The organism is Halomonas halocynthiae DSM 14573, from assembly GCF_000425725.1.
GTDB classification, from domain to species: Bacteria; Pseudomonadota; Gammaproteobacteria; order Pseudomonadales; family Halomonadaceae; genus Halomonas; species Halomonas halocynthiae.
On the sequence record NZ_KE384441.1, the window covers coordinates 256179 to 280093 of the forward strand.

At 52.8% G+C, this 23915-nt stretch carries 28 protein-coding genes, 1 tRNA gene and 1 pseudogene; 26 read left to right on the forward strand and 4 right to left on the reverse strand.

Features of this window, described 5'->3' with window-relative positions; all coding sequences use genetic code 11:
- Positions 1–8: 8 nt before the first annotated feature.
- On the reverse strand, positions 9–275 hold the full coding sequence (locus tag H616_RS0113040; RefSeq protein WP_240470599.1) for a helix-turn-helix domain-containing protein: 267 nt from the start codon (positions 273–275) through the stop codon (positions 9–11).
- 329 nt (positions 276–604) lie between these two features.
- Here H616_RS0113040 and H616_RS0113045 point away from each other — a divergent pair, with 329 nt between their 5' ends.
- The 4 genes from H616_RS0113045 to H616_RS0113060 are packed head-to-tail and all read left to right on the forward strand — an operon-like array spanning position 605 to position 4728.
- Positions 605–1621, forward strand: coding sequence for a metal ABC transporter solute-binding protein, Zn/Mn family (locus H616_RS0113045; RefSeq protein ID WP_051234297.1), 1017 nt, complete (start codon positions 605–607; stop codon positions 1619–1621).
- Positions 1622–1661: 40 nt separating this feature from the next.
- Positions 1662–2453, forward strand: coding sequence for a metal ABC transporter ATP-binding protein (locus H616_RS0113050; protein ID WP_027967751.1), 792 nt, complete (start codon positions 1662–1664; stop codon positions 2451–2453).
- Positions 2450–3601, forward strand: coding sequence for a metal ABC transporter permease (locus H616_RS0113055; RefSeq protein WP_240470600.1), 1152 nt, complete (start codon positions 2450–2452; stop codon positions 3599–3601). The genes H616_RS0113050 and H616_RS0113055 overlap by 4 nt, the downstream gene beginning before the upstream one ends.
- Positions 3601–4728, forward strand: coding sequence for a metal ABC transporter permease (locus tag H616_RS0113060; RefSeq protein WP_027967753.1), 1128 nt, complete (start codon positions 3601–3603; stop codon positions 4726–4728). Before H616_RS0113055 ends, H616_RS0113060 begins: the two co-directional genes overlap by 1 nt.
- Before the next feature lie 4 nt (positions 4729–4732).
- On the opposite strand, the gene H616_RS0113065 is transcribed toward H616_RS0113060, so the two are convergent.
- Positions 4733–5176 carry a VOC family protein gene (locus tag H616_RS0113065; RefSeq protein ID WP_027967754.1) on the reverse strand — a complete coding sequence of 148 codons (444 nt, stop codon included), beginning with the start codon at positions 5174–5176 and terminating at the stop codon, positions 4733–4735.
- A 368-nt stretch (positions 5177–5544) separates the two neighbouring features.
- Between H616_RS0113065 and H616_RS0113070 the strand changes: the two genes are divergently transcribed.
- The 18 genes from H616_RS0113070 (at position 5545) to H616_RS15815 (ending at position 18998) form a co-directional block, all read left to right on the forward strand.
- Positions 5545–5621, forward strand: a tRNA-Ile gene (locus tag H616_RS0113070).
- A 97-nt stretch (positions 5622–5718) separates the two neighbouring features.
- Complete coding sequence (locus tag H616_RS0113075; protein WP_027967755.1) at positions 5719–6777, forward strand: tyrosine-type recombinase/integrase; 1059 nt, start codon at positions 5719–5721, stop codon at positions 6775–6777.
- Positions 6778–6844: 67 nt separating this feature from the next.
- On the forward strand, positions 6845–7684 hold the full coding sequence (locus tag H616_RS0113080; protein WP_027967756.1) for a DUF6216 family protein: 840 nt from the start codon (positions 6845–6847) through the stop codon (positions 7682–7684).
- A gap of 731 nt (positions 7685–8415) precedes the next feature.
- Entirely contained in the window at positions 8416–8628 is a 213-nt protein-coding gene (locus H616_RS0113085; protein WP_027967757.1) for a hypothetical protein, read from the forward strand.
- Positions 8629–8727: 99 nt separating this feature from the next.
- On the forward strand, positions 8728–9414 hold the full coding sequence (locus H616_RS15305) for a hypothetical protein (RefSeq protein ID WP_027967758.1): 687 nt from the start codon (positions 8728–8730) through the stop codon (positions 9412–9414).
- Positions 9415–9488: 74 nt separating this feature from the next.
- A complete protein-coding gene (locus H616_RS0113095; protein WP_027967759.1) occupies positions 9489–9812 on the forward strand; it encodes a hypothetical protein in 324 nt (107 codons plus the stop codon).
- Positions 9813–9814: 2 nt separating this feature from the next.
- Positions 9815–10465, forward strand: coding sequence for a TrbJ/VirB5 family protein (locus H616_RS0113100; protein WP_027967760.1), 651 nt, complete (start codon positions 9815–9817; stop codon positions 10463–10465).
- 9 nt (positions 10466–10474) lie between these two features.
- Entirely contained in the window at positions 10475–10768 is a 294-nt protein-coding gene (locus H616_RS15060) for an EexN family lipoprotein (RefSeq protein ID WP_051234298.1), read from the forward strand.
- Positions 10765–11760 carry a TrbL/VirB6 family protein gene (locus H616_RS0113110; protein ID WP_027967761.1) on the forward strand — a complete coding sequence of 332 codons (996 nt, stop codon included), beginning with the start codon at positions 10765–10767 and terminating at the stop codon, positions 11758–11760. The genes H616_RS15060 and H616_RS0113110 overlap by 4 nt, the downstream gene beginning before the upstream one ends.
- Before the next feature lie 3 nt (positions 11761–11763).
- Entirely contained in the window at positions 11764–12057 is a 294-nt protein-coding gene (locus tag H616_RS0113115; protein WP_027967762.1) for a hypothetical protein, read from the forward strand.
- Positions 12054–12248 carry a hypothetical protein gene (locus H616_RS0113120; protein WP_027967763.1) on the forward strand — a complete coding sequence of 65 codons (195 nt, stop codon included), beginning with the start codon at positions 12054–12056 and terminating at the stop codon, positions 12246–12248. The genes H616_RS0113115 and H616_RS0113120 overlap by 4 nt, the downstream gene beginning before the upstream one ends.
- A gap of 659 nt (positions 12249–12907) precedes the next feature.
- Positions 12908–13438 carry a hypothetical protein gene (locus H616_RS0113125; protein ID WP_156906468.1) on the forward strand — a complete coding sequence of 177 codons (531 nt, stop codon included), beginning with the start codon at positions 12908–12910 and terminating at the stop codon, positions 13436–13438.
- A gap of 16 nt (positions 13439–13454) precedes the next feature.
- Complete coding sequence (locus H616_RS0113130; RefSeq protein ID WP_027967765.1) at positions 13455–13730, forward strand: hypothetical protein; 276 nt, start codon at positions 13455–13457, stop codon at positions 13728–13730.
- A gap of 175 nt (positions 13731–13905) precedes the next feature.
- The gene (locus tag H616_RS0113135; RefSeq protein WP_027967766.1) at positions 13906–16296 is read left to right on the forward strand and encodes a DNA/RNA helicase domain-containing protein; all 2391 of its coding nucleotides are present in this window, start codon (positions 13906–13908) and stop codon (positions 16294–16296) included.
- A gap of 107 nt (positions 16297–16403) precedes the next feature.
- The gene (locus tag H616_RS0113140; RefSeq protein WP_027967767.1) at positions 16404–16760 is read left to right on the forward strand and encodes a nucleotide pyrophosphohydrolase; all 357 of its coding nucleotides are present in this window, start codon (positions 16404–16406) and stop codon (positions 16758–16760) included.
- Positions 16761–16980: 220 nt separating this feature from the next.
- Complete coding sequence (locus tag H616_RS0113145; RefSeq protein WP_027967768.1) at positions 16981–17757, forward strand: type IV toxin-antitoxin system AbiEi family antitoxin domain-containing protein; 777 nt, start codon at positions 16981–16983, stop codon at positions 17755–17757.
- Positions 17747–18667, forward strand: coding sequence for a nucleotidyl transferase AbiEii/AbiGii toxin family protein (locus tag H616_RS0113150; RefSeq protein WP_027967769.1), 921 nt, complete (start codon positions 17747–17749; stop codon positions 18665–18667). The genes H616_RS0113145 and H616_RS0113150 overlap by 11 nt, the downstream gene beginning before the upstream one ends.
- Positions 18668–18821: 154 nt before the next feature.
- Positions 18822–18998, forward strand: coding sequence for an integrase core domain-containing protein (locus H616_RS15815; RefSeq protein WP_156906476.1), 177 nt, complete (start codon positions 18822–18824; stop codon positions 18996–18998).
- Positions 18999–19174: 176 nt separating this feature from the next.
- On the opposite strand, the gene H616_RS0113155 is transcribed toward H616_RS15815, so the two are convergent.
- Positions 19175–19801 carry a TetR/AcrR family transcriptional regulator gene (locus tag H616_RS0113155; RefSeq protein WP_027967770.1) on the reverse strand — a complete coding sequence of 209 codons (627 nt, stop codon included), beginning with the start codon at positions 19799–19801 and terminating at the stop codon, positions 19175–19177.
- 149 nt (positions 19802–19950) lie between these two features.
- Positions 19951–20212: pseudogene (locus tag H616_RS15720) on the reverse strand (IS481 family transposase); the annotation flags it as partial.
- A gap of 583 nt (positions 20213–20795) precedes the next feature.
- Here H616_RS15720 and H616_RS0113165 point away from each other — a divergent pair.
- From H616_RS0113165 to H616_RS0113180, 4 genes are read left to right on the forward strand one after another with little or no spacing between them, the layout of a single operon-like run.
- The gene (locus H616_RS0113165) at positions 20796–21809 is read left to right on the forward strand and encodes an LLM class flavin-dependent oxidoreductase (RefSeq protein WP_027967772.1); all 1014 of its coding nucleotides are present in this window, start codon (positions 20796–20798) and stop codon (positions 21807–21809) included.
- 48 nt (positions 21810–21857) lie between these two features.
- Entirely contained in the window at positions 21858–22853 is a 996-nt protein-coding gene (locus H616_RS0113170) for a flavin reductase (RefSeq protein WP_084155913.1), read from the forward strand.
- Between the two features lie 9 nt (positions 22854–22862).
- Positions 22863–23069, forward strand: coding sequence for a tautomerase family protein (locus H616_RS15820; protein WP_027967774.1), 207 nt, complete (start codon positions 22863–22865; stop codon positions 23067–23069).
- Positions 23070–23083: 14 nt separating this feature from the next.
- Positions 23084–23866, forward strand: a complete 783-nt coding sequence (locus tag H616_RS0113180) for an alpha/beta fold hydrolase (protein ID WP_027967775.1) — start codon at positions 23084–23086, stop codon at positions 23864–23866.
- Positions 23867–23915: the final 49 nt, after the last annotated feature.

Below are 23915 nucleotides of genomic sequence, written 5' to 3' on the forward strand. Positions count from 1 at the left end.
AGAGTCGTTCAGTAAGACGATGGCTCACAGTCGAGCACCAAGCGTAGCTGCTCAAGTTCGGTGAGTGATAGCAGTTCGACGCGCCCGGCGAGCAAATGGCTGACTTTTTGCTTGGACATATCAGCTTCTTTGGCAATTTCTTTGCTGTCCATTTCTGAAACGGCAATCAGCCGTGCCAGAACGCGCATCAAGCGGGTGCGTTTTTCTAGATCCCTGACGTCAAGGTCAGGGTTGGTTCGAGGAGGGTCGGTAAGTTCTTCCGAGTATGAAGACATTGCCGTACTCATGATGCTCCTAGAGGTGTTTGAGAATATCGATAGCATGCCCCAGTTCATGGGTGGTTCGCTAGCCTTGTGATGCATGTCGCGTGACTTTTTACAGATAGCTAACAGAAAAATGGCGCTGCGACGGCACTATGAGCGCCTTAAGCGGTAGGCATGCTATACCAATGGTGTAGATAAAATAGCTCAATAAAGGCGATCAGGCTGCGTGATTTGTGCACCATATTTAGGCAGGGCTTCGGGAAACCGCGCTGAATTCACGTTAAGCTGAACGCTTTATATCTTGTTAGCTAGAGGCTGATTCTTGGGAGTAGTTGATCATCATGAGGATACGTAAAGTTCGCGGAGTCTTGGGCGTACCGTTCAAACTGGCTGCGCTGGCTTCCATGTGGTTGGGCGGCTCGTTGCTTGCGGCCGCTCAATCCGTTGCGGCGGAAGAGCCCGTACAGGTTGTTGCTACTGTTGGCATGATAGGTCAGATAGCTGAGCGTTTAGGGGGTGAGTGTGTCTCGGTGGCCACGCTGATGGGGCCAGGCGTGGACCCGCACCTGTATCGGGCTAGCGCCCGAGACGTTGCTACGTTTCAGGGGGGAGAGGTTATTCTGTATTCGGGCTACTCGCTTGAGGGTCAGCTCGGCGATGTGCTGGGGCGCCTTGCTCAAACGCGGCCTACCGTGGCGGTGGCGGAATCTGGCATTGACGAACAGCAGCTGGTTCATGTGCAGGGCGGTGCTTATAGTGTTGACCCACACCTGTGGATGGATGTTTCTCTGTGGTCGCACACCTTGCCGGTGATGGCTGCCACGTTGAGTGAAGCACGCCCCGAGTGCGCGGCGGATATTGCTGACAACACTGAGCGTTATGCGGCTGAAATGGCGGCGTTGCACGAATGGATTAAGCGCAGCATTGCGACAATTCCTGAGCCGCAGCGCGTTTTAGTAACGGCGCATGATGCGTTCAATTACTACGGCCGCGCTTACGGTATCGAAGTGGCGGGTATTCAAGGGGTCAGCACTGAAACGGAAACCGGCGTGGCGGACATCCGCCTCATGACTGATGTCGTGGTGGAGCGTGGTGTGCCAGCGGTATTTGTTGAAAGCACGATTAACCCGCGAACCGTGCAAGCAGTGATTGCAGCGGCGGAGCGACGAGGTCAGCCGGTGAGTATTGGTGGTCAGCTGTATTCGGATGCGATGGGTGAAAATGGTACGGCTGACGGGACGTATTTAGGCATGCTGTACACCAACACTCGGCATATCGTAGAGGCGCTTGGCGGTGAGTTGTTACCGTTGCCGGATAGGCTGGGCGATTGGGCAGCGCGGTGGCAGGTTGAGAGCTAGGTGCTGACCATATTTGATGACGACAAGAAGGTAGTATTCCATGACGATGCCGCTCCACGAGCCGTATCTCGCCTTGCACGTTGAGGATCTTACGGTCAGTTATCACAGTAAGCCGGTGCTGTGGGATATCGATTTTGATGTGCCGCCCGGCGTAATGGCCGCCATTGTTGGCCCTAATGGGGCCGGAAAAAGTACTTTGATTAAGAGTGTACTGGGGCTGGTGCCTTCAATGGCGGGCCATGTCACGCTGTTTGGTCGGCCCTACCAGCAGCATCGCCGCCGCGTGGGGTATGTACCTCAGCGTTCTAGCGTGGACTGGGACTTCCCGACCACTGCCCTGGATGTGGTTACCATGGGGCTATATGGGCGGCTGGGCTGGTTACGTCGGCCAGGGCGACGCGAGCGTAATGAGGCCATGGCGGCGCTGGAAATGGTCGGTATGGCGCATCTCAGCAAGCGTCAAATCAGCGAACTATCGGGCGGGCAGCAGCAGCGTGTTTTTCTGGCTAGGGCGTTGGTACAGCAAGCCGATGTGTATTTTCTTGACGAGCCCATGGCTGGTGTTGATGCGACGACCGAGCGCGCGATTGTCGATATTTTGCGCCGTCTGCGTGATGACGGGAAAACCGTGATCGTGGTCCATCATGACTTGCAAACGGTGCGCAGCTATTTCGATTGGCTGCTAATTCTCAACGTGCGAGTTATTGCTCAAGGGCCGGTCTCTCAGGTGTATACCGCGGAAAACCTGCGCCGTGCCTATGGTGGGCAAATTGCCTTGCTCGATGAAGCCAGTTTTCTGGCAGATGCCGCCGATAAGACATCCGAAACATGATGGCTGATATGACAGCGCTACTGACGGACTACACGCTGCAAAGTGTGATCATCGGCGCGGTACTGCTGGGCTTGGTGAGCGGGGTGTTGGGGTGTTTTGCCGTGCTGCGCCACCAAGGGTTGTTGGGCGACACCATGTCTCACGCTGCGCTGCCGGGTGTGTGCCTGGGCTTTCTCATCGCTGGCACCCGAGACATTGGCATTATCATGGCAGGAGCGCTATTCACCGGCACGTTGGCCGCGTTGGTGATTCTATTGTTAACGCGCATGAGCCGCCTCAAAACAGATGCGGCTTTGGGCATTGTTCTGAGCATTTTCTTCGCGTTTGGTGTCGTGCTGTTAACCTATATCCAAGGGCAGAATAATGCCGCCCAGGGCGGCCTTGATGCATTTTTGTTTGGCCAGGCGGCGGCGATTCTGCGCTCAGACTTGTGGCTGATGGGCGGCATCACTGCCGTGGCTCTTGGGCTGGTTGCTATGTTGTGGAAAGCATTCAAGCTGGTCAGTTTTGATCCGGAATTTGCAGCATCGCTGGGCTTCCCCGTGCTGGTGTTGGATGGTGTGCTGACAGTCATGATTGCTCTGGCGGTGGTTGTCGGGCTTCAGATGGTTGGCGTGGTGTTGATGGCGGCCATGGTGATTGCACCGGCAGTGGCCGCCCGTCAGTGGACTAGCCGCCTGGAAACTATGGTGGTGCTGTCAGCGGTTATTGGCATGTTTGGCGGCGTAAGTGGCGCGGTACTCAGCGCCTTGAAACCAGGGCTGGCCACCGGGCCTTTGATCATTCTCAGTGTCTCGGCGGTGGTCGTCGTATCACTCGCGCTGGCACCGCGTCGAGGTATGCTTTGGGAAGCTGTTAGTTTATGGCGCGGTCGTCGTCGGCTGCGTTATCAGCATGTGCTGACCACGCTGTATCGGCTGGCGGTGCATCATGCCGACCCTGACTACTCCTCGGAGCAAGGCATGTTAGATACCTATCATGGGTTGGGCACGCGCAGCGCGCTGCGTAAGTTGCAGGCTAAAGGCCAGGTAGAGTGGCGTGCGGTGGCTACCGGTGAGCCGGGACCTTCTCATCGCTGGGTGTTAACGCCAGCGGGCATTCGCGAGGCCGAGCGTATTCTTGATGCGCTGGGGCAGGAGGAACGCTGATGCTGGCTGATCTATTTAACAATCCTGCGCTGATGATCATGCTGGTCGGTGCCTTGGTGGGTACTGCCTCAAGCCTTGTGGGTACTTTGCTGGTACTTCGTGGGACTAGCATGCTGTCAGACGCTATCGGCCACTCCATTGTATTTGGCATTGTTGTGGTATGGCTGCTGACCCAGCAGCAGAGTGGCCCAGTGCAGATTCTTGGAGCTGCGTTGACCGGTGTGTTGACGGTATTTCTTACTGAACTGCTGGTCAGCACGCGTCGAGTTAAGAAAGACGCCGCCATCGGGCTGGTATTTCCGGTGCTGTTCTCGTTGGGCGTGTTACTGCTCAACTTGTATGCCCGGGACGTGCATATCGACACCCACACAGTACTGCTGGGCGAGATCGGTTTCGTGTGGCTTGACACCGTCTCCCTGGGTGACTATCGCGTACCGCAGTCGTTGATAACGATGGGTGCGATGACGTTACTTAATCTTGCCTTTATCACGCTGTTTTACAAAGAACTCAAGCTGGCTACCTTTGACGAGGCGCTGGCCAAGGCATTGGGGTTGGCGCCTGGCGTATTGTTCTACGCCTTGCTGCTGCTGACCAGTGGCACCGCCGTAGCAGCTTTCGATGCTGTCGGTGCGGTATTGTTTGTGGCGTTCGTTATCGTACCGCCGTCCACGGCTTACTTATTGACTGACCGGCTATGGCTAATCTTTGTGCTTGGTGCCTTGGTATCCATTATTTCCAGCGTCACCGGCTACTACCTGGCGGTGGCCTGGAACGTCTCTATTGGTGGAATGATGGCGGTAATGACCGGTGTGCTTCTGACACTGGCATTCTTGCTGGGGCCGCGTTACGGGCTGTTTGCCCAGTGGTTGAGACGCCGTCGTCAGCGCCGACTTAACGAAGTACGCACCCTGGCGGTGCACCTTTATAATCACGAAGATGAGCCGCGCCAGGCCATGGAAAACGTCACCCATGCGCTGCGTGAGCACTTATTGTGGGATACCGCCCGAGCACGCCGTGTCGTAGCGCGTAGCTGCCGTAATCGGCTGATACTGTGTCATGGCGACGTGCTTGAGCTGACAGAAAGTGGCCGCGAACTGGCGCGTGAGATTCTTGAGCCGACCCGCTAACGGATTATTTGCGAAACAACTGGTTTTCGCGGTCTTTGAACGCCTTGAATTCCAGAGCGTTGCCGGACGGGTCTTTGAAAAACATGGTGGCTTGTTCGCCGGGCTCACCTTTAAAGCGGATGTAGGGTTCGATTTCGAAGGCTATACCATGCGCCTTAAGCTTGTCGGCGAGTGCTTGCCAGGCCTCCATTTCCAGCACCACGCCGAAATGCGGCACCGGCACACCGTGGCCGTCGACGGGGTTCTTATGAGCTGCGCTTGCTGCAGCGTCGCCGGTATTCAGCGCAGGGTTTAGGTGGCAGACAAACTGATGGCCATACAGGTCAAAATCGACCCAGGCCTGTGAGCTACGACCTTCTGGGCAGCCGAGAAATTCGCCATAAAAACGGCGCGCCTCATCAATATCGCGAACCTGAATAGCAAGGTGGAACGGATCCGTGACGGCCATTGCTGAGCTCTCCAAAAAGAAAAATGAATTAACGGGGTGGGGAATTGTTTGCTGCGTCTTGCTAGACGTCAAGATTCTTTACTAAATTGCCCGTAACGCCTTGTCCAATCGGGCGGTGATGGCGATATAAGAACGCACTCACACCGCTGGCACCTTGCACGCTAATTAACGTCGTATACAACTGTGCTGCTGTAACTCTGCCGCCACAGCAATGCTGCGACAAACACGGCAGGTGAAACACCGCCGGTGATTATTAATCTTTCGCATTGGGAAGACGATTACCGCTAGCCTCACACAGTAGCTTTCGGTATCATACCGCTCGCGCTGTGCAACGCAGTGCGCTCGGCTGTTATCACGCTGATAAGTAAGGGCCTATAGCTCAGTTGGTTAGAGCAGGGGACTCATAATCCCTTGGTCGCTGGTTCGAGTCCAGCTGGGCCCACCATGAAAATCAGTTACTTAAGAATTCTCTTTGGTGAGTCCCATAGTCCAAGGGTACAGTTTCGGTACAGTGCCGATCCTTCAGCCCCCTGGAGACTCTCATGGCCACCATCGTCAAGACCCCCGCCGGTAGCTGGAAGGCCGTCATCCGCAAGACCGGCTGGCCCACCACCGCCAAGACCTTCCGCACCAAGCGAGACGCCCAGGATTGGGCACGCCGCACCGAAGATGAAATGGTGCGTGGCGTCTATATCCAGCGCAGCGCCTCGGAGCGCATGACGCTCGAAGCAGCCCTCAAGCGCTACCTCGCGGACGTTACCCCTACCAAGAAGCTCAGCACCCAAAAGAGCGAACGCCACAAGGCCAACACGCTGATTGAGCACCTGGGCAAGTACTCCCTCGCGGCCCTGACGCCGGAACTGATCGCCAACTACCGCGACACGCGGCTTAACAGCATTGGCCATCGGGGCCAACCGATCAGCGCCAATACCGTGCGCCTGGAACTCGCCTTGCTCGGCCATCTCTACACCGTGGCCATCCAGGAATGGGGCCTCGGCCTGACCTACAACCCGGTCCAGAACATTCGCAAGCCCAGCCCCGGGGAGGGGCGTGACCGGCGCCTGAGCCCCGACGAGGAGAAGCGCCTGTTCGCCGTGCTCCGGCAGCACAGCAACCTGATGCTGGCCTGGATCGCCAGAATCGCTCTGGAGACGGGCATGCGCTCCTCGGAGATCCTGACCCTCACTTGCTCCCAGGTTGACGTAAAACGCCGCGTGGTGCGTCTCACCGACACCAAAAACAACGAAGCCCGCCTGGTACCGCTGACCCAGGCCGCCACAGAGGTGTTCAAGCAGGCGCTGAACAACCCAGTACGACCGTTCGACTGCGAGCTGGTGTTCTTCGGTGAGCCTGGCAGGGATGGAAAGCGCGGCCCCTATGCGTACACCAAGCTCTGGAACCAGGCAAAGAAGCAAGCTCGACTGGATGACTTCCGCTTCCACGACCTACGTCATGAAGCCGTCAGCCGGCTGGTGGAGGCGGGGCTATCCGATCAGGAGGTCGCCGCGATCAGTGGGCACAAATCCATGCAGATGCTCCGGCGGTATACGCATCTTAGAGCAGAAGACTTAGTGGCAAAACTAGATCGTATACCTAGGTGAAAGTTCATGGTGTCAATAGAAGTTGCGGTTGATTAAATCGATTTTAACAACCTAGGGAGGGGTTGAAGTGCTGGAATCATTTTATTCGTTCAGTCTGGGTTCTCCAGTGGCATTTCTTTTGATGCTTTTGGCGGTTTTGTTGTTGGCTTTTTATTTTCATAGAAGAGCAGGATCTTCTTATGGGATCTTGAATAGGGTTTATGCGTTGTTGATGGGGGGAGGGGACTTCTACAATGAAGAAATAGGGAGGTTTTGGAAAGAACGGAGAGATATTGAAAGGTTTAATGCGCTTTTTAACGTGGGAGCTAAGTCTATTGGTGAGATAGTTGAATTTAAGTCTTGGGTTGAGAAATTTGATATAGATGTGCGTTTAGTGACAAGTTTGAGAAAGAGGATTGATCTGGAAAGGATGAAAGTAGTTAAAGTAAAGTGTTGGCAACCACCGGCTTTTATTTTTATTTTGCTTTGCTTTTTTGTAGTTGCTATGTTTTTTTTGTCGATAGCTGCTTCCGACTCAGCTCTTCTAAAGTTTAAAGAAGATGGGCAGTGGCTGTGGCTGGGACATGAAAATGCTTATAGTAAAAGCCTTCATAAATTGTTCAATGGTGGTGAGGGGTGGGTGATCTCGAAGTCAGAATGTGAACGACAAGAAGGGGGGTATGAAGAGCTGGTTTTAAATTCGGGTCCTAACATAGATGTTGTGAGTGCTATATGCAAATCATTTTTTGATGGGGAAGAGGCTGGTGAGGTTGATGAGATAATAAAAGAACAAAAGGTTTTTCTTGCTCCAGCGATAGGGTTTTTTATATTGATGTTAATTCCTTTTTTAGAGTTTATGGCAACATCTAAAGCAGCAGTCGCGCGGCGTCACATCCTGCATAAGTACGTTTCTTATAAAAGACGATAGTTTTCTTTTGCGAAGTAAGTTCCTCGCGTTGACGTTGGCGATGTTTGGATGTTGATGAATTGATTCATGATTTGGTTTAGGTGTTGTTATGCAATAATAAGAATAATAATATTCTTATTCCTATTCTTGTTATTGTTATTGTGCACCAGTCATGGGGCGCAACACATGTATGGAGCTATTTACAAGACTGGGGATATGGATAGCAGGAGAGGTGCTGGCCAAAGATAGGGAGCGATCGTGAAGTTATATCTCTGAAAACCTGATAAGGAGTTGCATTCAGATTCTTCGGTCAAGCAGTATCACTATCAAGCGCTTAGGTGGATGATAGATTAATATCGTATTCCGTATCGTATTTCATATTATACGAAATATGAAATACGAAAGACTATGGGTCATGATGCCGTGGGCGATTAGCCGGCTGACAGGTTAGCGGTAACGCCGGTTCCTATCCATATAGGGCACGCGCCACCCCAGTACATAAACTCAATCTTAGGGTTTTAATATTTTTTTGGAATATGCTTATATTCATATTAAGTTTATGATTTTAAATATGTTTTTTTGAAAGTGAAGGTGGTGATGTATTAAAAGGTTTTCCTTATCTATTTACATTTTTCCTTCAAAATATATCGTTTTGATTGATCCGCACCCTTGGGCTTACTTTGGCTCATTGAATTCTGACTAGCATGAATTAATAATCCCTCCATCGAAGGTTGCTTTATGGAGGTGTGGCTATGCGTGCTGAGGACTATCTTATCCAGCGTTTCGGGCTTTTGATGAGTATTAACGACCTTGCTGATTTGTTGGGTCGCTCACCTGACGGTGTACGTGTATCCCTCTACACAGATACTGAGGTGTCGAGAAAACTTAAGCCGACAATGGTGAAAGTTGGGCGTCGTGTTTATTTTCGTACACTTCATGTCAAGGACGCACTGAGCTTAGATTGAGAGTGTGAAAGTTTTAATATTGCCTGTAAGTAATTTTGATCGCCTTTAAGCGGAAGCTTTAGAAAGATCATAGGCTGACTTTGCAAGGATGAAAAAGGTATGGCGCGCGTAAGTCCGTCAGTCGTGCAAAAAATTCTAGGAAGAGTGGTTGCCTATCATGCCGCGTTCACGCTCCTTCCTGGTGTTTCAGTTCCTGGTGCAGTCTTCCTTAGCCAAGCCTTTTACTGGACACGTAACACCAAGGTGGAGGAAAGAGGCGGGTGGTTTTACAAAAATCAGCGTGGCAGAGATAGTTGGGAGTCAGAAACTGGACTTTCTCCAAAGCAGCAGGCTAACGCTAGGAGGTCGCTAGTGGAAATTGGTGTGTTGGAAGAGGAAAGGAGAGATGTTCCTGCAAAAATGTGGTATCGGGTGAACTGCGAGCGCTTGCTTGAGCTTCTGGCAGAGCAGCTCGACGAAGAGCCTTCTGGAAGTGGTTGTATTTCCCAGTTTTTCCCTTTGGTAGATTCTACTATCCCTTCTGGCCAATCTGGTGATCAGGATGGTCAAACCTTGATTCGACCAAAGGGAAAATCTATTACAGAGAATACAACACAGAGTACATCAAGAAATAAAAGCGAGGCGGCCAAAATTGAGAGTCATCCTGGGCAAGAATCAAAATTAACGCGGGCCGAGATGGCTGAGTTGCTGGGCCAGCAAAGAGCAGACCTCATAGCCAGAAATTACGGCAGCAATAAGATAGGAGCCCCAGCAGTGGAAGAGATGCGCAGAACCCTCCGCACATAGTGTTCAAGCGGCGCGGAACGGGGGTGATTGCCCCGAACCGCGCCTAACCACAACTGCCTGCGTAGGAGGCACCCATGGCTAACAGACAGGGTATCACACCCGCCTTCACCGACAGTGGCCTATCACGGCTGTACCGATCACACGCGGTCGAACAGCACGCCATCCAGAGTGAGATTCAAACTCTGGTGATCATCGCCGGTTACGCTTGCGATTTTCTCACCGAAGGGTTGGAAGCCCTTCCCGAAGACTTCTTCACCTGCATCGAGGAGATGAAAGAGGTGATGGAGTCCATCGACCTGAAAAGTCTGGATTTTGAAAAGCGGTCGCTCACGCTCCAGAGAACGAAACGGCGTCTGGAGGCCAAGGCGACCCGTCAGGATCGTCAAAAGGAGGTTTGATCATGAGCAACAAAATTTCGTGCGCACGAAAAATGGCCGGTGTCGCCCTCGCGGCCACCATCGGACTATCGCAGCCAGCCATGGCAGGCGGGATTCCCGTTATCGACGTGTCGAGCCTGACCCAGCAGATTTTGCAGGTTCAGCACATGCTTACCCAAATCGAGCAACTAAAAAGCCAGCTCGAAACAGCCAATAAGGAGCTGGACAGCATGAGCGGGGTTCGTGGCCTGGGCAACGTCATCGACTCGGCCTATGACACTGCCGTGAATGTCGATCCTAGCCAGGTGCTGAGTGACGCCGGCATCAGAGTTGCGAACGAACATGGCCTGACCGGCGACGTGGCGGACCTGTACGACAGCGGCAACCAGAACACGGCGACCTGGCTTGGCCAGTCCCAAAAGTCCCTGGAACAGGCTCAGGAGCGTTTCAGCGAGCTGACGGGCTTGGTGGCTGAGGTCAACAACAGCCCGGACCAGAAAGACATTCTGGACCTCCAGGCCCGTATCGGCGCCGAACAAGTCATGCTGCAAAACGAGATGGCCAAACTGTCCATGTTCCGTTCGCAGGCCGAGGCCAACCAGGCGCTTCACGCTCAGCGGGTTCAGCAGATGCGTGTCGCTTCATCAGGAGAACCTTTCGAGCTTGATTGGTAAGGAGGCTTTATGAGTACCAGGCAAATTTCGTGCGCACGAAATATCGCCGTTGTGGTTCTGGTCAGCGTTGCGCAGTCCGGGTGCTTTGATGACACCCCGGATACTGGCCCGGTGCAGACCGTAGACTGGTACAAAGCGCATGACGACGAGCGCAAGGTGACACTGGAGACGTGTGGCAACAACCCTGGCGAACTCCAGGAGGCGCCGAATTGCATTAATGCACTCCAAGCGGAGCGGGCACTGTCTAGCGGTGAGCCCTTCGAGCTCGATCTGTCTAGCCTAAAAAGCGAGGAGGACTCATGAACCTGTTTGAAGGCATGTTCTCCGTGGTTGATCAGGCACTGGACCAGTACATCGTCAACACGGCTACTGACCTCATCGCTTACATCACTCCAATGTTTACCAGCATGTTGATCGTCTGGATTGCCATCTGGGGCTATTTGATGATGTTTGGCAAAGTCAGTGAGCCCTTGCAGGAGGGTGTTTTTCGCATCCTTCGCATCGGCTTCATCATGACACTGGGACTGACGGTCGGTACCTATATGGGCGTCGTGGTGGACGTGCTGGCTCACGGCCCGGAAAAGGTAGCAGCAGTCATCACGGGGTCCAATGGAGGTGCCGCGGCCATTTTGGACAGCCTGTTCTCCCGCGTTCTCGCCGTAGCTGATCAGGCCTGGGATAAAGCGGGAGTCATGAGTGGTGATTTCGGCATGTATTTAGTGGCAACTCTGATCATGGTGTTTGGTGGTGGTGTTGCCATCGTAGTGGCTTTTCTCCTGCTGGCCAGCAAGGTGGCAACGACAGTGCTGTTGGCGATTGGTCCGCTCTTTATCATCGGCCTGCTGTTTAACAGCACCCAACGCTTTTTCGAGAGCTGGCTGGGCATGGTGATTAATTTCGGCATGCTGCTGGTTTTGGGTTCCGCCATTGGGCGCATGGTCATCGATGTCAGCGAAGCGTTCATGAACATCGTGGAATCCTCGGCAGGCAGCATGGCCAGTATGACCACAAGCGCCTATCTGATTGCTTTTTTTGCTCTTGGCATTCTCGTGCTTAAGCAGGTGCCGGCCATTGCTTCTGCACTGGGCGGTGGTGTGGCATTGGCAACTCAGGGCGCTCTGGGCTCTGCTATGTCCGCGATGCGTCCCTCAGCCATCCGCCGTCAGTATCGCGGCGTTCAACGTGATGCACGCTTAGCAGGCAGTGCGGCAACCTCTCCTTACCGTGGCGCCAAGTCTGCCTATAGTGCCTACCAGAAGCGTTTCGGTGCTGGCAACACGATGACAGGAGGATAAGTCATGAATACCAATATCAAGTGGTTAGATACCTGGCGCGTCCGCGTTGCGCGGGTAAAGCGTGGGGTGGGGCTGGTCATCTCGGGCCTGTTACTGGTGGTGGGTATCCTGTTGTCTGTGGCGTTGCTCCCTGAACTGCCTGGTTTGGTCAGCGTCGCTCTTACTGGCGATGGCGAGGCTGCTCGTACCCTGTTTGTCTGCGTGGCCGGTATTGCCGTGTGTGTTCTCCAGTGGCTATGGCGCGCAACGATATATCCCGAGCTTCGGCGTGATCCATATCAGAAGGAGACCTCATGAGCTACCGGCGCTTGACACCCGAAGAGATCGAAGACCTGCGAGCTGAGATGCGTGCCTCTGGGCAGTGGATGAAAGCTGAGCTGGCCAAGCGTCGCCGGGAGCATGGAGAGACGGAAGCGGTTGAGGCAAGTGCCTCCCCTATTACTAATGGCGAAGCCTCCCGATCAGCCCCTGGCGACGAGCAGGTTTGAGACAGGTCCATGCGTATTACTAATGGCGAAGCCCTTGGGATTGAGGATGTCAACGCAGCCAATAGCACATGCAGCTTTTCGTGCGCACGAAATTTCTGAATGTTCCAAAGGTGTTCAAGGGTCCGTGCGTATTACTAATGGCGAAGCCTAACGCATATCCCTGTGGTTGCTAGCCTCGCCCGAGGAGCCACCATTTTTCTTACGTACGAAAAGAAAGTCTGGGTTTAGGGCTAGGGCAGGATTCGCGGGTTGGTACCACAACGTACCACTGGCTGTGGGAGCCATAGTGGGAGGTCGGCAAGATTTCGTGCGTACGAAAAATCCACGTGACTGTGGCCTAGGGCAGGATTCGCGAAGTGCCGGCACATGGTACCGCCGTCCTGAGTTGATCGCGCCGCAGAGGGTTTTCCCGGAATCAAAATTTCTTACGTACGAAAAGTGTGGGTGGTTTTGAGGCTAGAGCAGGATTCGCGAAGTGCTAGCAAAACGTACCAAGGGCCAGTAGTAGCCATCGTGGCAAGCTGGAGAAATTTCTTACGTACGAAAAGTGAGGGTGATTTTGGGGCTAGGGCAGGATTCGCGAAGTGTCAGCCGTTGCCGGCAGGGTGCTGGCATTTGGTACCAGATTTGGAGAGCGACACGCAGTGGAGGGTGACACCATGACAGAAGCAGCAGTGGTCAAAACCAGGCTGACATCAGCCGAGAAGGAAGCCTGGCAGCGCCTGTGTGAGGCATCTGGCCGCTCGGAGTCAGATGTACTGCGGGAGATGATCCAACGCGTTTGTGGAGAGAGCATCGCTGAAGAGGGGCGGGACATGATGCGAGGCCCCAAATCCTGCAAGTTATCGATTCGGCTGACTCGTCAGGAGCAGGAGTTGATCACAGAGCGGGCCGCTTACGAGGGCTTTCCGAATCGCACTCGCTGGGCTTCGGCGCTGATTCGGGCGACGCTGCTACGCCAGCCGGTCATGAACGAAGAAGAGCTCTCGGCCTTGATCCAAGCATCCTTCGCACTGACCGACGTCATTGAAAACGCGGGCGGCACCCAGCTGGGTTTACCTCGCATGCGGATTCAGGATCAGGGCCAAGGAGAAATCAGCATCAAGGAGCTACAGGACAGAGTGCGGGAGGTTAATGAGCGCGTGATGGCACTGGTCTCCGGTGGGCGAAAGCGTTGGAATCTGGTGTGAGAATAGGAGAATGGAAATGCCGAGATATAGCTTCAAGGTCGATCCGTGCCCTCCGGAGGAAGGCTATGGCTGGGTCCTGAGGTACTTTGAGGATGATTGGGAGATTCCAGGATACGAGGTGTTTTCTGCACCTCAAGATGTTGGATGGATGAAGAGGGTCGAGTACGAGAACGCCAAGTTTGCCGGAGAGCTATGGGTCGAAGAGATGATCGCGGCATATGGCGGGGATTCAGGAGGTCGTCCAGAAAGCGAGTCGGTTAGTACGCAGTTGAGTTTCAAACTCGATGAATGATAAGTGCCACGCCAGGACCGCAGCCTGCCTCGACCAGGATGGCTCCCCATGCCCGCTGTGGCTGGCACATGAGCTTCAGGTGATGTTATAGCAGTCAGTAGCGTGCATAATTATACAGTGCATGTATATTGAAATATCTATAACTATTTGTTTATAAAAAGGAAATTTGTGGGGAATGCTGGTCTACAACGCCACCAAGCAGCAGTTCATCGATGATGTACGAGCCAACGTCATCACCGACGCCATCGAGAACGAGGTGGCACGCAGGCTGAACCGAAACTCGCCGCGTAGTGAGGTGACGTCTTGGGAGAACTCTCTTCGCTTCATGATGAGCGCGCTGCTGGATGAGGCGATTCCCGCATCGGCGGGAGTGGCCATCGAGTACAACATTCCGCTGACTAATCGCCGTGTGGACTTCATCCTGACCGGCAAGAACCACCAGCGGGACGATGCGGCGGTCATCGTGGAACTGAAACAGTGGCAGTCCGTCGAGGTGACGAAGAAGGACGCCATCGTGCGCACCCAGCTGGGCGGCGGCGTACGCGAGACCAATCATCCCTCGTATCAGGCGTGGTCCTATGGTGCGCTGATCGAGGACTACAACGAGACGGTACGCGCCGAGTCGATCCGTCTGGTGCCCTGCGCCTACCTGCACAACATGAAGCAGGGGGACGCCATCAATGATCCCTTCTACGAGCACCACACACGCCGGGCGCCGGTCTTTATTTCGCAGGATGCCTTGAAGCTTTCGAAGTTTCTGAGCCAGCACATCAAGTACGGCGACAGCAACGACATCATGTATCGCATCGAGCATGGTGTGATCAAGCCGAGCAAGAACCTGGCGGATGCCCTGGCCTCGATGATGCAGGGCAACACCGAGTTCCTGATGATCGACGACCAGAAGCTGGTCTATGAAACCGCCATCGATCTTGCGCATCGCGCAGGCAGCGGCAACAAGCAGTGCCTGATCGTCAAGGGCGGGCCGGGTACCGGCAAGTCGGTGGTGGCCATCAACCTGCTGGTGGAGCTGACGAAGCGCGAGATGATGACACAGTACGTCTCGCGCAACTCGGCCCCTCGTGAGGTCTTCAAGAAGAAGCTGACCGGCACGCGCAAGAAGACGCACATCGACAACCTGTTCAAGGGCTCGGGCAGCTACGTCAACGCCGAGCCGGATACCTTCCATGCGCTGATCGTCGATGAAGCGCACCGGCTGAACGAAAAGTCCGGCATGTATCAGAACCTGGGAGAGAGCCAGATCAAGGAAGTGATCGCCGCGTCACGCTTTTCGATCTTCTTCATCGATGAGGCGCAGCGTGTGACGCTGAAAGACGTGGGGACGGTCGAGGAGATCCGGCGGCGGGCGGCCGAGTGCGGCGCCGATGTCCACGAACTTGAGCTGGCGTCGCAGTTTCGCTGCAACGGCTCGGATGGCTATCTGGCCTGGCTCGATCATGCCCTTCAGATTCGCACCACGGCCAACACTGACCTGAAGGACATCGACTACGACTTCCAGGTGTTCGATGACCCGAGTGCCATGCGCCTTGCGATTCTCGAAAAGAACCGCAAGGCCAACAAGGCCCGCATGGTGGCGGGCTACTGCTGGCCTTGGGCCAGCAAGAAGGACAAGCAGGCCATGGACATCGTGTTTCCCGAACATGACTTCGCGGCCCAGTGGAACCTCGATGACGACGGCATGCTTTGGGCGATCGCCGTTGGATCAGCAGAGCAGATCGGCTGCATCCACACCTGCCAGGGGCTCGAGTTCGACTACGTCGGTGTCATCATCGGAGACGACTTCGTGATTCGTGACGGTCGCGTGGTGACAGACGCGGGCAAGCGGGCGGGGCAGGACCGCTCGGTTCATGGCTACAAGAAGATGCTCAAGGAGCAGCCTGAGCATGCCCGTGCCCTGGCAGACCAGATCATCAAGAACACCTATCGCACGCTGATGACACGGGGCCAGAAGGGCTGTTACGTCTATGCCACGGACCCCGAGACCCGCGAGTACTTCGCGGCCTATGCCCGCTCTCAAGCAGCGGCTGAGCGGCTGGACGCGCCCGAGAATGCCGAGACGCTGGATGGCTTGCACCTTCCCATCGTGGCGCGTGACCAGGCCGCACCGTTCGAGCGCCATGTACCCGTCTACGACCTGAGCATCGCCGCCGGCGAGTTCAGCGAGATGCAGATCGCCGACGCCGAGCACTGGGTCGAGCTGCCGGACTTCATGCGTGCGAGCCCCGACCTGTTCGTCAGCCGGGTAGTGGGGGAGTCGATGAACCGGCGCATCCCCAATGGCGCCTGGTGCCTGTTCCGTGCCAACCCCGGTGGCACACGGCAAGGCAAGGTCGTCGTGGTGCAGCATCGCGCCATCGAGGACCCGGACCACGGCGGCAGCTTCACGATCAAGCTGTATCAGAGCGAGAAGATCGAGGAGTACGGCGAGTTCGTGAACCAGCGCATCGTTCTGAAGCCCCAGACCAACGCCTTCGGCTACAAGGACATCGTGCTCGAAGACGAGCTTGAGGATCTGAAGGTCATCGGCGAATTCCTCTCCGTGCTGTGAGCGAGTGGGCGGCCGGATGGTCGCCTATGCCGATGCCGGCTGGATGGCGAGTGGCAGAGCAGGCATGCTCACCGCTATCCGATACCGCAGAACCAGGTGAGTACCACATGTCCGACCCGTTCAAGCAGCTCCAAGACGCTATGGACCAGTTCGCCACCGAGCGCGACTGGGACCAGTTCCATTCGCCCAAGAATCTGGCCATGGCGCTGACGGTAGAGGCAGCTGAACTGCAGGAGTGCTTCCAGTGGCTGACCGAGGCGCAGTCCAGGGAGCTGGATGAGCAGCAACTGGCCGCCGTGCGCGACGAAATTGCCGATGTGCAGCTCTACCTGATCCGGCTGGCGGGCAAGTTGGACGTGGATATCGAAGCGGCTTGCCGGGCGAAGATGGAGAAGAATGCGGAGAAATATCCCGCCGACCAGGTGAAGGGAAGTGCAAAAAAGTACACGCACTATCAGGATTGACGTGATGTGTGGCCGCTTTGTCCCCTGCAGCGGCCTTCTCAGCCTGGCTTCGTCCCTCAAGCTTCCTCCCGCTGAATTCAGGCTCAATCAGGGTCGGAGATTCAGCCATCGGTTTAAATTCTTATCTAAAAGCGGCCATGAATGGCGATTTTGGGCTTGAAGATAAACCAACGTGGTTTATTCTTTACTCTGATGACGGAATTTTGGGCCTCTTTTTTACGTGAAAATAAACCAGCTGCTGCACAAGATCCCATATGGTGCCGTCGTGACGACCGCCTGGCTGGCGTCACACGGCGTCACCTCGGATCAGGCGCGTAAGCTGGCCAGCAGTGGCTGGCTGCAACGCGTGGGGTACGGCGCCTACTGCCAAGCGGGGGAGCCTCTTACCTGGGAGAGCGCTGTTTTCGCCTTGCAGGCGAGCGACGACACGGGCTTACCACCGCTTTGGCCGGGTGGCCAGACGGCCCTCGCACTGCATGGCGTTGTCCACTACCTGCCCATGGGTGAGCGCACGACGCACCTGTATGGCAAGGAGGCCGCTCGGCTGCCCCGGTGGTTGAATGATGCCGAGTGGGCAGGGCGGATGGTGCTCCACTCGGAAAAGGGCCTTCCAGCGCAGCTTCCCGGCAGCTTCATGGACTACGCGCCGGATGGCAGGGCCTTTAGCTTGCAGGTATCGACCCCAGAGCGAGCGGTCCTGGAGTGGATCGCCGTGACGCCGAATGCGCTGCTGTTCGGCAGTGAGTTGGTAGACACCTTCAGCGGGCTTAACACGCTGCGTCCGCGCCGGCTGCAAGCATTGCTGGAGGGATGCCGTTCGGTGAGAACCAAGCGGGCTTTCCTGGTGCTGGCTCGCCACGCCGGACATGCCTGGTACGGTCGTCTGGAACCACGCCGATTGGACCTCGGCAAAGGCAAGCGGCAGCTCTGCCAGGGCGGCAAGCTGGACAGGGAATTTCACGTGACGGTGCCGGAGGCGTTCCTGCATGCCGATTGACGCTCGCTACCACGAACAGGTCAGGCTGCTGGTCTCGCTGCTGCCATTTCTCAATGACGAGCCGTGCTTCGCCCTCAAGGGCGGCACGGCCATCAACCTCTTCGTGCAGCCATTACCTCGTCTATCGGTCGACATCGACCTGGCCTACCTGCCGCTGGAGCCCCGTGACGAGGCATTGCGACGCTGTCGCGAGGCGCTGCAGCGACTGGCAGAGACCTTCAGCGCCCGACTACCAGGCGTGCGCGCCGAGCTTCAGGATAATCGCCGAGACGAGCTGAGAACCCTGGTGCGGCGGGGGCGTAGCCAGGTAAAGGTGGAGGTATCGCCAGTACTGCGTGGCACCCTGCACCCGCCCCAGGAGCGCGATGTCGTTGAAGCCGTGGAGGACGAGTACGGCTTTGCTGCGCTGCGGGTGGTGTCGCTGCCGGACCTGTATGGCGGCAAGATCTGCGCCGCGCTGGACCGCCAGCACCCCCGGGACCTTTTCGATGTAAAGCTGTTGCTGAACCAGGGCGGCCTGGATCGAAGCGTATTCGAAGGCTTCCTGGTCTATCTGCTGGGGCATCCCAGGCCCTTGAATGAAGTGATCAATCCGCGACTGAAACCACTGGATGACGTCTACCGACAGGAGTTTGTCGGGATGGCCAGGGTTGACCTTCCTTTGCAGGAGCTGGAGGACGTCCGGCACGAACTCCTGACGCGGTTGGGCCAACTGATGACGGATGAGGATGTTCGCTTTCTGCTGTCGTTCAAGCTGGGTGCACCTGACTGGGCACTGCTCCCGCTGCCGGGCGTTGATCGGCTGCCTGCCGTGCGCTGGAAGCTCGCCAACATCCATAAGATGCATCCGGACAAGCGCCGCCAGTCACTTGAGCTATTGGAAAAAGCCTTGGACAGGCTTCGTCAATGAAGCCGCGCTGGAGGAAGCGCTTATCTCTCGGCTAGGGGCGCTGGGACGGGTGCAGCAGCCGTTGGCACTGCGCTCTGACAACGATCTCGTTTCCAGCAGTCGCCACTACACGGGCACGGTGTAAGGCCCATGGCCTCACCCAGGATTCACGACGCTGTACACACCGGAGCAGAACGGGCTTGTGGAGCGCTTCTTCCGGTCCTTGAAGGAAGAGTGCATCTGGCTCCATCGCTTCGAGTCGTTAGGCCAAGCCAGAGTCGTGATCGATCGCTGGATCCGGTACTACAACGAAGAGCGGACACATCAGTCTCTGTACTATGTAGCACCCTGAGCACATCCGAAATTAGCCACGTAGGGTGTGCAGAAACTAGAAGGCCATTACAAAATTTTATCCCGCCGGTGGCGATCAGGCAGCTATGGCGGGATTTATGCACCATTCCCTTAATGTGAATTTTACTACTCTATGATTTAGAGATGGTTGTTATAGTTTCGTTTTTTAATTGGTTTCTACCCGGCGTCTAATAAGTATTTTTCTAAAACTTCGTCCGCTAGATAAAGAGTTTTTTTGTGTTGGAAGTCTCTGTTTAAGAGCCAATCAACCCATACCCCGTTAAGGTATGTCAATATGGCCTGAGATATTATTTCTCGATCTTCTTTTGACTTTTTTTTATTTGCCACTTCATGTATAATTTTTTCAAGCTGAATTTTGTAACGTTCGCAAAGCTGAGTGTGCACTTTTTTAATTTCTGGCTCTGTTTGAGTCATTCCCCAAAGTGCAAACCTAAATGATATTTTAGGGTAGGTTAGTATAGGTGGAGAAAATCCAGAATGTATGAATGTTGATAGTCGCTCAAAAGAGTCATTGCTTGCCATTTCTAGCTTATGGTTTGTTACAAAAATCAGTTCTTCCGCCAAACATCTATATGCGGTAACGACCATCTCTAACTTGTTGTCAAAACAATGGCGCACCATCCCAGGGGATAAATTTGCATGCTTAGATATTGCCCTTACAGAGGAGCTTTGGTAACCAAGCTCAGAGACACACTCTATTGTTGATATTATTAGTAGCTTTTCGCTTTTTTCTAAGCTTTGAAACTCAGGAGATTCGATCTCATTGACTTTATGTTTTTCCATTTAAACTCCTGTAATTTAAATTTAATATATGGTGATTCTTAGAAGATGGGATAAGGTAGTAAGGGTCGTACCCTGTTGATTGAGGTCATGGGGGAGATCAATCAACAGGATACGCTCCGACTGATTCTACCCTCGGAGACCTGTTGTTGCTAGATATCGGGTCCCGTGTAATTGGCCACCCGCTTGGAAAATAATTTCTGGCCGTTTAGCCTGCCACTCCTTCATCGCTGCGATCGGCGACTGATGGTGCAGCACCTTCTGCGGGATATGGTGATTATACAGCCAAGAATAGCGCTTGAGCGTCTGCTCCAGGCCCTCGCCTGAGACATAGCGCCGAGTCGCCAGCACGTCGCTGATACGGCCATTGAAGCGATCCACCATACCGTTCGTCTGTGGTCTCGGTTTGATCAGACTGCTCGGGCGTAAGCGTGGCCAGTAGGTTGTGCCGCGTGTGAGATCGGTGATGGACAGCGTCACGGTGCCGCCAGCGCCGGATGGTCGCGGTGGAAAAGCCATACAGCCGGCCCAGCTCACTATCCGTGATACCGGAGGACGCTGCCTGGACTCGGCCCGGATCTTCGGTGTCGTGGTGGCCTGCTTTTGCAGCTTGATGGCCATGACCTGCTCCCGGATGAACTGTTGAAGAAGCTCTTTGGCTGCCAGCAGAGGGTAACTTCTATAAGCGGCCCTGAACATCCGGGATCCTACATTAACGAGGTGTCCACTGCTGTTGGGAAAGATCAGGGTGATGCCCATACGCTTACGGATGAACGTCAACAAGACGTTCCGAAACGCCGCTCGGCAGGCGCCGCGATGAAATAGGTAGTAGGTGGTTGTTTTTCTTTGGCTGACCGATATTAGACTTTAGTATATTTTTTGCATTGGCGTGTATCTAGGTCCTTGACGTCTGATTGATTGCATGCCTACTATACGGTCGTATAGTTAATGCAATAAAAGTACAAATATATACTTTGTTTATTAATAAGAGGTGTCCATGGAATTTAGTCTGTTTCTTCCCACTTATATGCCGAATGCTCAAGAAAATGGGGATAGAGTATTCAATAATATGCTTGAAAAGGCAAAGCTAGCAGAGGAAGTAGGGTTTAAATCCGTAGCCCTTCCAGAACACCATTTTATAAATATACTAATTAATCCCGCTCCGCTTATCACTGCTGTTAAAATCGCATCGATAACTAAAAATATTAAAATCAACACGTCAGTAATGGTGCTTCCACTAGCGGATATGCGTCGTTTGGCTGGAGAAATTGCTGTTGCAGATATTCTCACTGAGGGACGAATTCAGGTGGGAGTGGGGCGTGGAGCATTTGGCTACGAGTTTGAGAGGTTTGGTGCCGACTTCAGTAACAGCAGGGAAGTCTTTGATGAATCTCTGAATGTTCTATTAGAGTTGCTGTTGAATGATGATGAGGTGTCATGGGAAGGTGATTATTATAATTTCGAAAAAATTAGGATAATGCCTAGGCCTATTCAAAAACCAATGCCACCGATTTGGATTGCAGCTTTGTCTCCTGTTGCTATATATCATTGTGCGAAACGAGGATTTAATGTTCAGACTTCTCCTTTGCAGGAAAGCTTGGAGTCTTTGAAAGAACAAGTTTCTTCATTCAGAGAGGGGGCAAAGGAAAATGGACAAGAACAAAAAATTTCGGTGCTGCGTGGTGGTTTCATCACTGAGAATCCAGAAGAGTCCCGAGTGATTAAAGAGCTTGCATATGAGTATTACAAAAGGTTTTCAAATATTTTTCAAGGACCAGGGAAAGTTGAGATGGGTGAAGTCTTGGCATTGCCAATGGAACAAACTTTTGAAGAGCTTAGCAAGAACTTGATAATCGGTACAAAAGGCGAGGTTATTGATTCTTTAAGTCAGTACGCCGAAAGCGGTATCGATGAAGTTAATTTAAACTTGGACATGGGGGCCTCACATGTAGAGGTGATGAAGTCTATTGAAAGGTTCGGAAAAGAAGTAATACCGAAATTTGAAGAATAGTCTAAGTTCATTGATAAATTCTGTGCGGCTATATGTGGTAGGTGTAAAATGAGCGATACAGTGGAGCCTATAAACTGGCATCAAGCTTCTGGGGGAGATGTTCGAAAGTTAAGAGATGCTTTTGGAACATTTTTAACCGGGGTAACAGTCGTGACCACTCTGGATGATAAGGGCAATCCATACGGGTTCACAGCTAACTCATTTACTTCGGTATCACTTGATCCTCCGCTAGTTTTAGTATGCATAGCAAAAAGTGCCTACAGTCTTTCCGTATTCACGAAGGCTAAAAGTTTTTCCGTTAATATCTTGAAAGAAAGTCAAGGTGATATATCTAATAAATTTGCCAGTCAATCAGCTAGCAAATTCGATGGCGTTGAGATTACAGGTGATGATTCATTTGGCATTCCATTAATCAATAATAGTGCCAGCGCATTTTTATGTGCTAATTACAACACAATGGATGCTGGGGACCATGTTGTTTTAGTTGGACGTGTGATTAAATTTTATACGGTTCCAAGCAATCCGCTAGCATTCTATCGAGGCGGATATATTAAGATTTCTGCAAAGGAGCAGCCTATAACTCCGAAAAAATTAGCTAAAATGAAAGTGGGGTGTCTCGTCTCTGATAATAATGGTGTATATCTTGTCAGAGATAAAAATAATGGAACATGGAGCATTCCTTCTAGGCATTGGCTTGAGAACGAAACCCAAGAAGTTGCTACGCAAAAAGTACTATCTTCGATAGGAATTAGCGGAGAAATGTCTTTTATTTACTCCGTCTTCAGAGAGGATGGTGAAAGTCACAATACAATGGTTTTTAGGGGGGATATTACGTCTACTGCTATGGATTCATGTGGTGATCTAGAGGTCAAGGTTTTTAATTCCACTGATATCCCATGGGAGTTTGTTAAAGGAAACTACACTCGCAGTATGCTATCGCGTTTTTTTAAAGAGAAAAATGTTGATAGCTTTGGTGTCTATTGTGAACCAGTTTCTGATGGAAAAGTTGCAAGTATAACTAGTGATGAGCTGATGAATCCTTAAGGAATAGATATGCCAATTATTAATGTGGAAATGTTCGCTGGTCGCAGCAATGATAAGAAGCGTGAACTTGTAGCTGCTCTGACTGAGGCCTACTTATCAGTGTGCGGTGGAAATTCTGATGGAGTTCACGTTTTAATCAGGGATGTCGACACTCATGATTGGGGTGTGAGGGGCATGCTTTGTGCTGACATCATTACAAAGAAACACTCTAGCTAAGTGAGTCCGCTGCCATGATAGAAAGTGTACAATGCTACTATGAGATTGAAGGTAATGGACCTGCACTCGTCATGATTCATGGAATAGGTTCTAGGCACTCTGCATGGAATGAGGTAAAGAAGAAATTAGTCCCAAATTATACATGTGTGACTTATGATCTGCGAGGGCATGGACGTTCGCCAGTTGTAGGAAATGAGTTCAAGTTAGATGATTTAGTCGCTGACTTAGAAATTCTTCGTCAAAAACTTAGGGTGTCTAAAATGCATCTCGTCGGCCACTCTTTAGGTGGCATGATCGGTCCGGCCTATGCCAGAAAATACCCTGATCGAGTGCTTAGTATAAGTATCTTGTCATCAGCAGCATTTCGGTCACAGCAAGACTCCAAGAATGTGTTAAATGTCGTAAACGCTATGGAAGAGAAAGGAATTAAGCCTGTGCTTAATACTTTGACTAATAGGTGGTTTACTGATCGTTTCTTACAGGAAAACCCTGAAAGGGTCGCAGCAAGAAAAAAACAGGTCTTGGAAACAGATACACAAACATTTCTAAATGTATTTAAAATTTATGCGGAGACTGAAATGTCTCCCTGGCTTCATGAGATAAATCAACCTTGTATGGTGCTCACAGGAGAAAATGATGCGGGCTGCAATCCCATTTTAAATAAAAAAATTTATGAGGCCCTTCCTAATTCTAAATTAGTAGTATTAGAAAACCTTAAGCATGCAATAATGATAGAGGCTCCAAACCTCGTAGCAACTCACATTTCTAGTTTTATTGATAGTTATAGTTGTGATTAGATTTGGCTATGAGATTTAATCTAATTTCACGCTAACTGAGAGGTTGTTT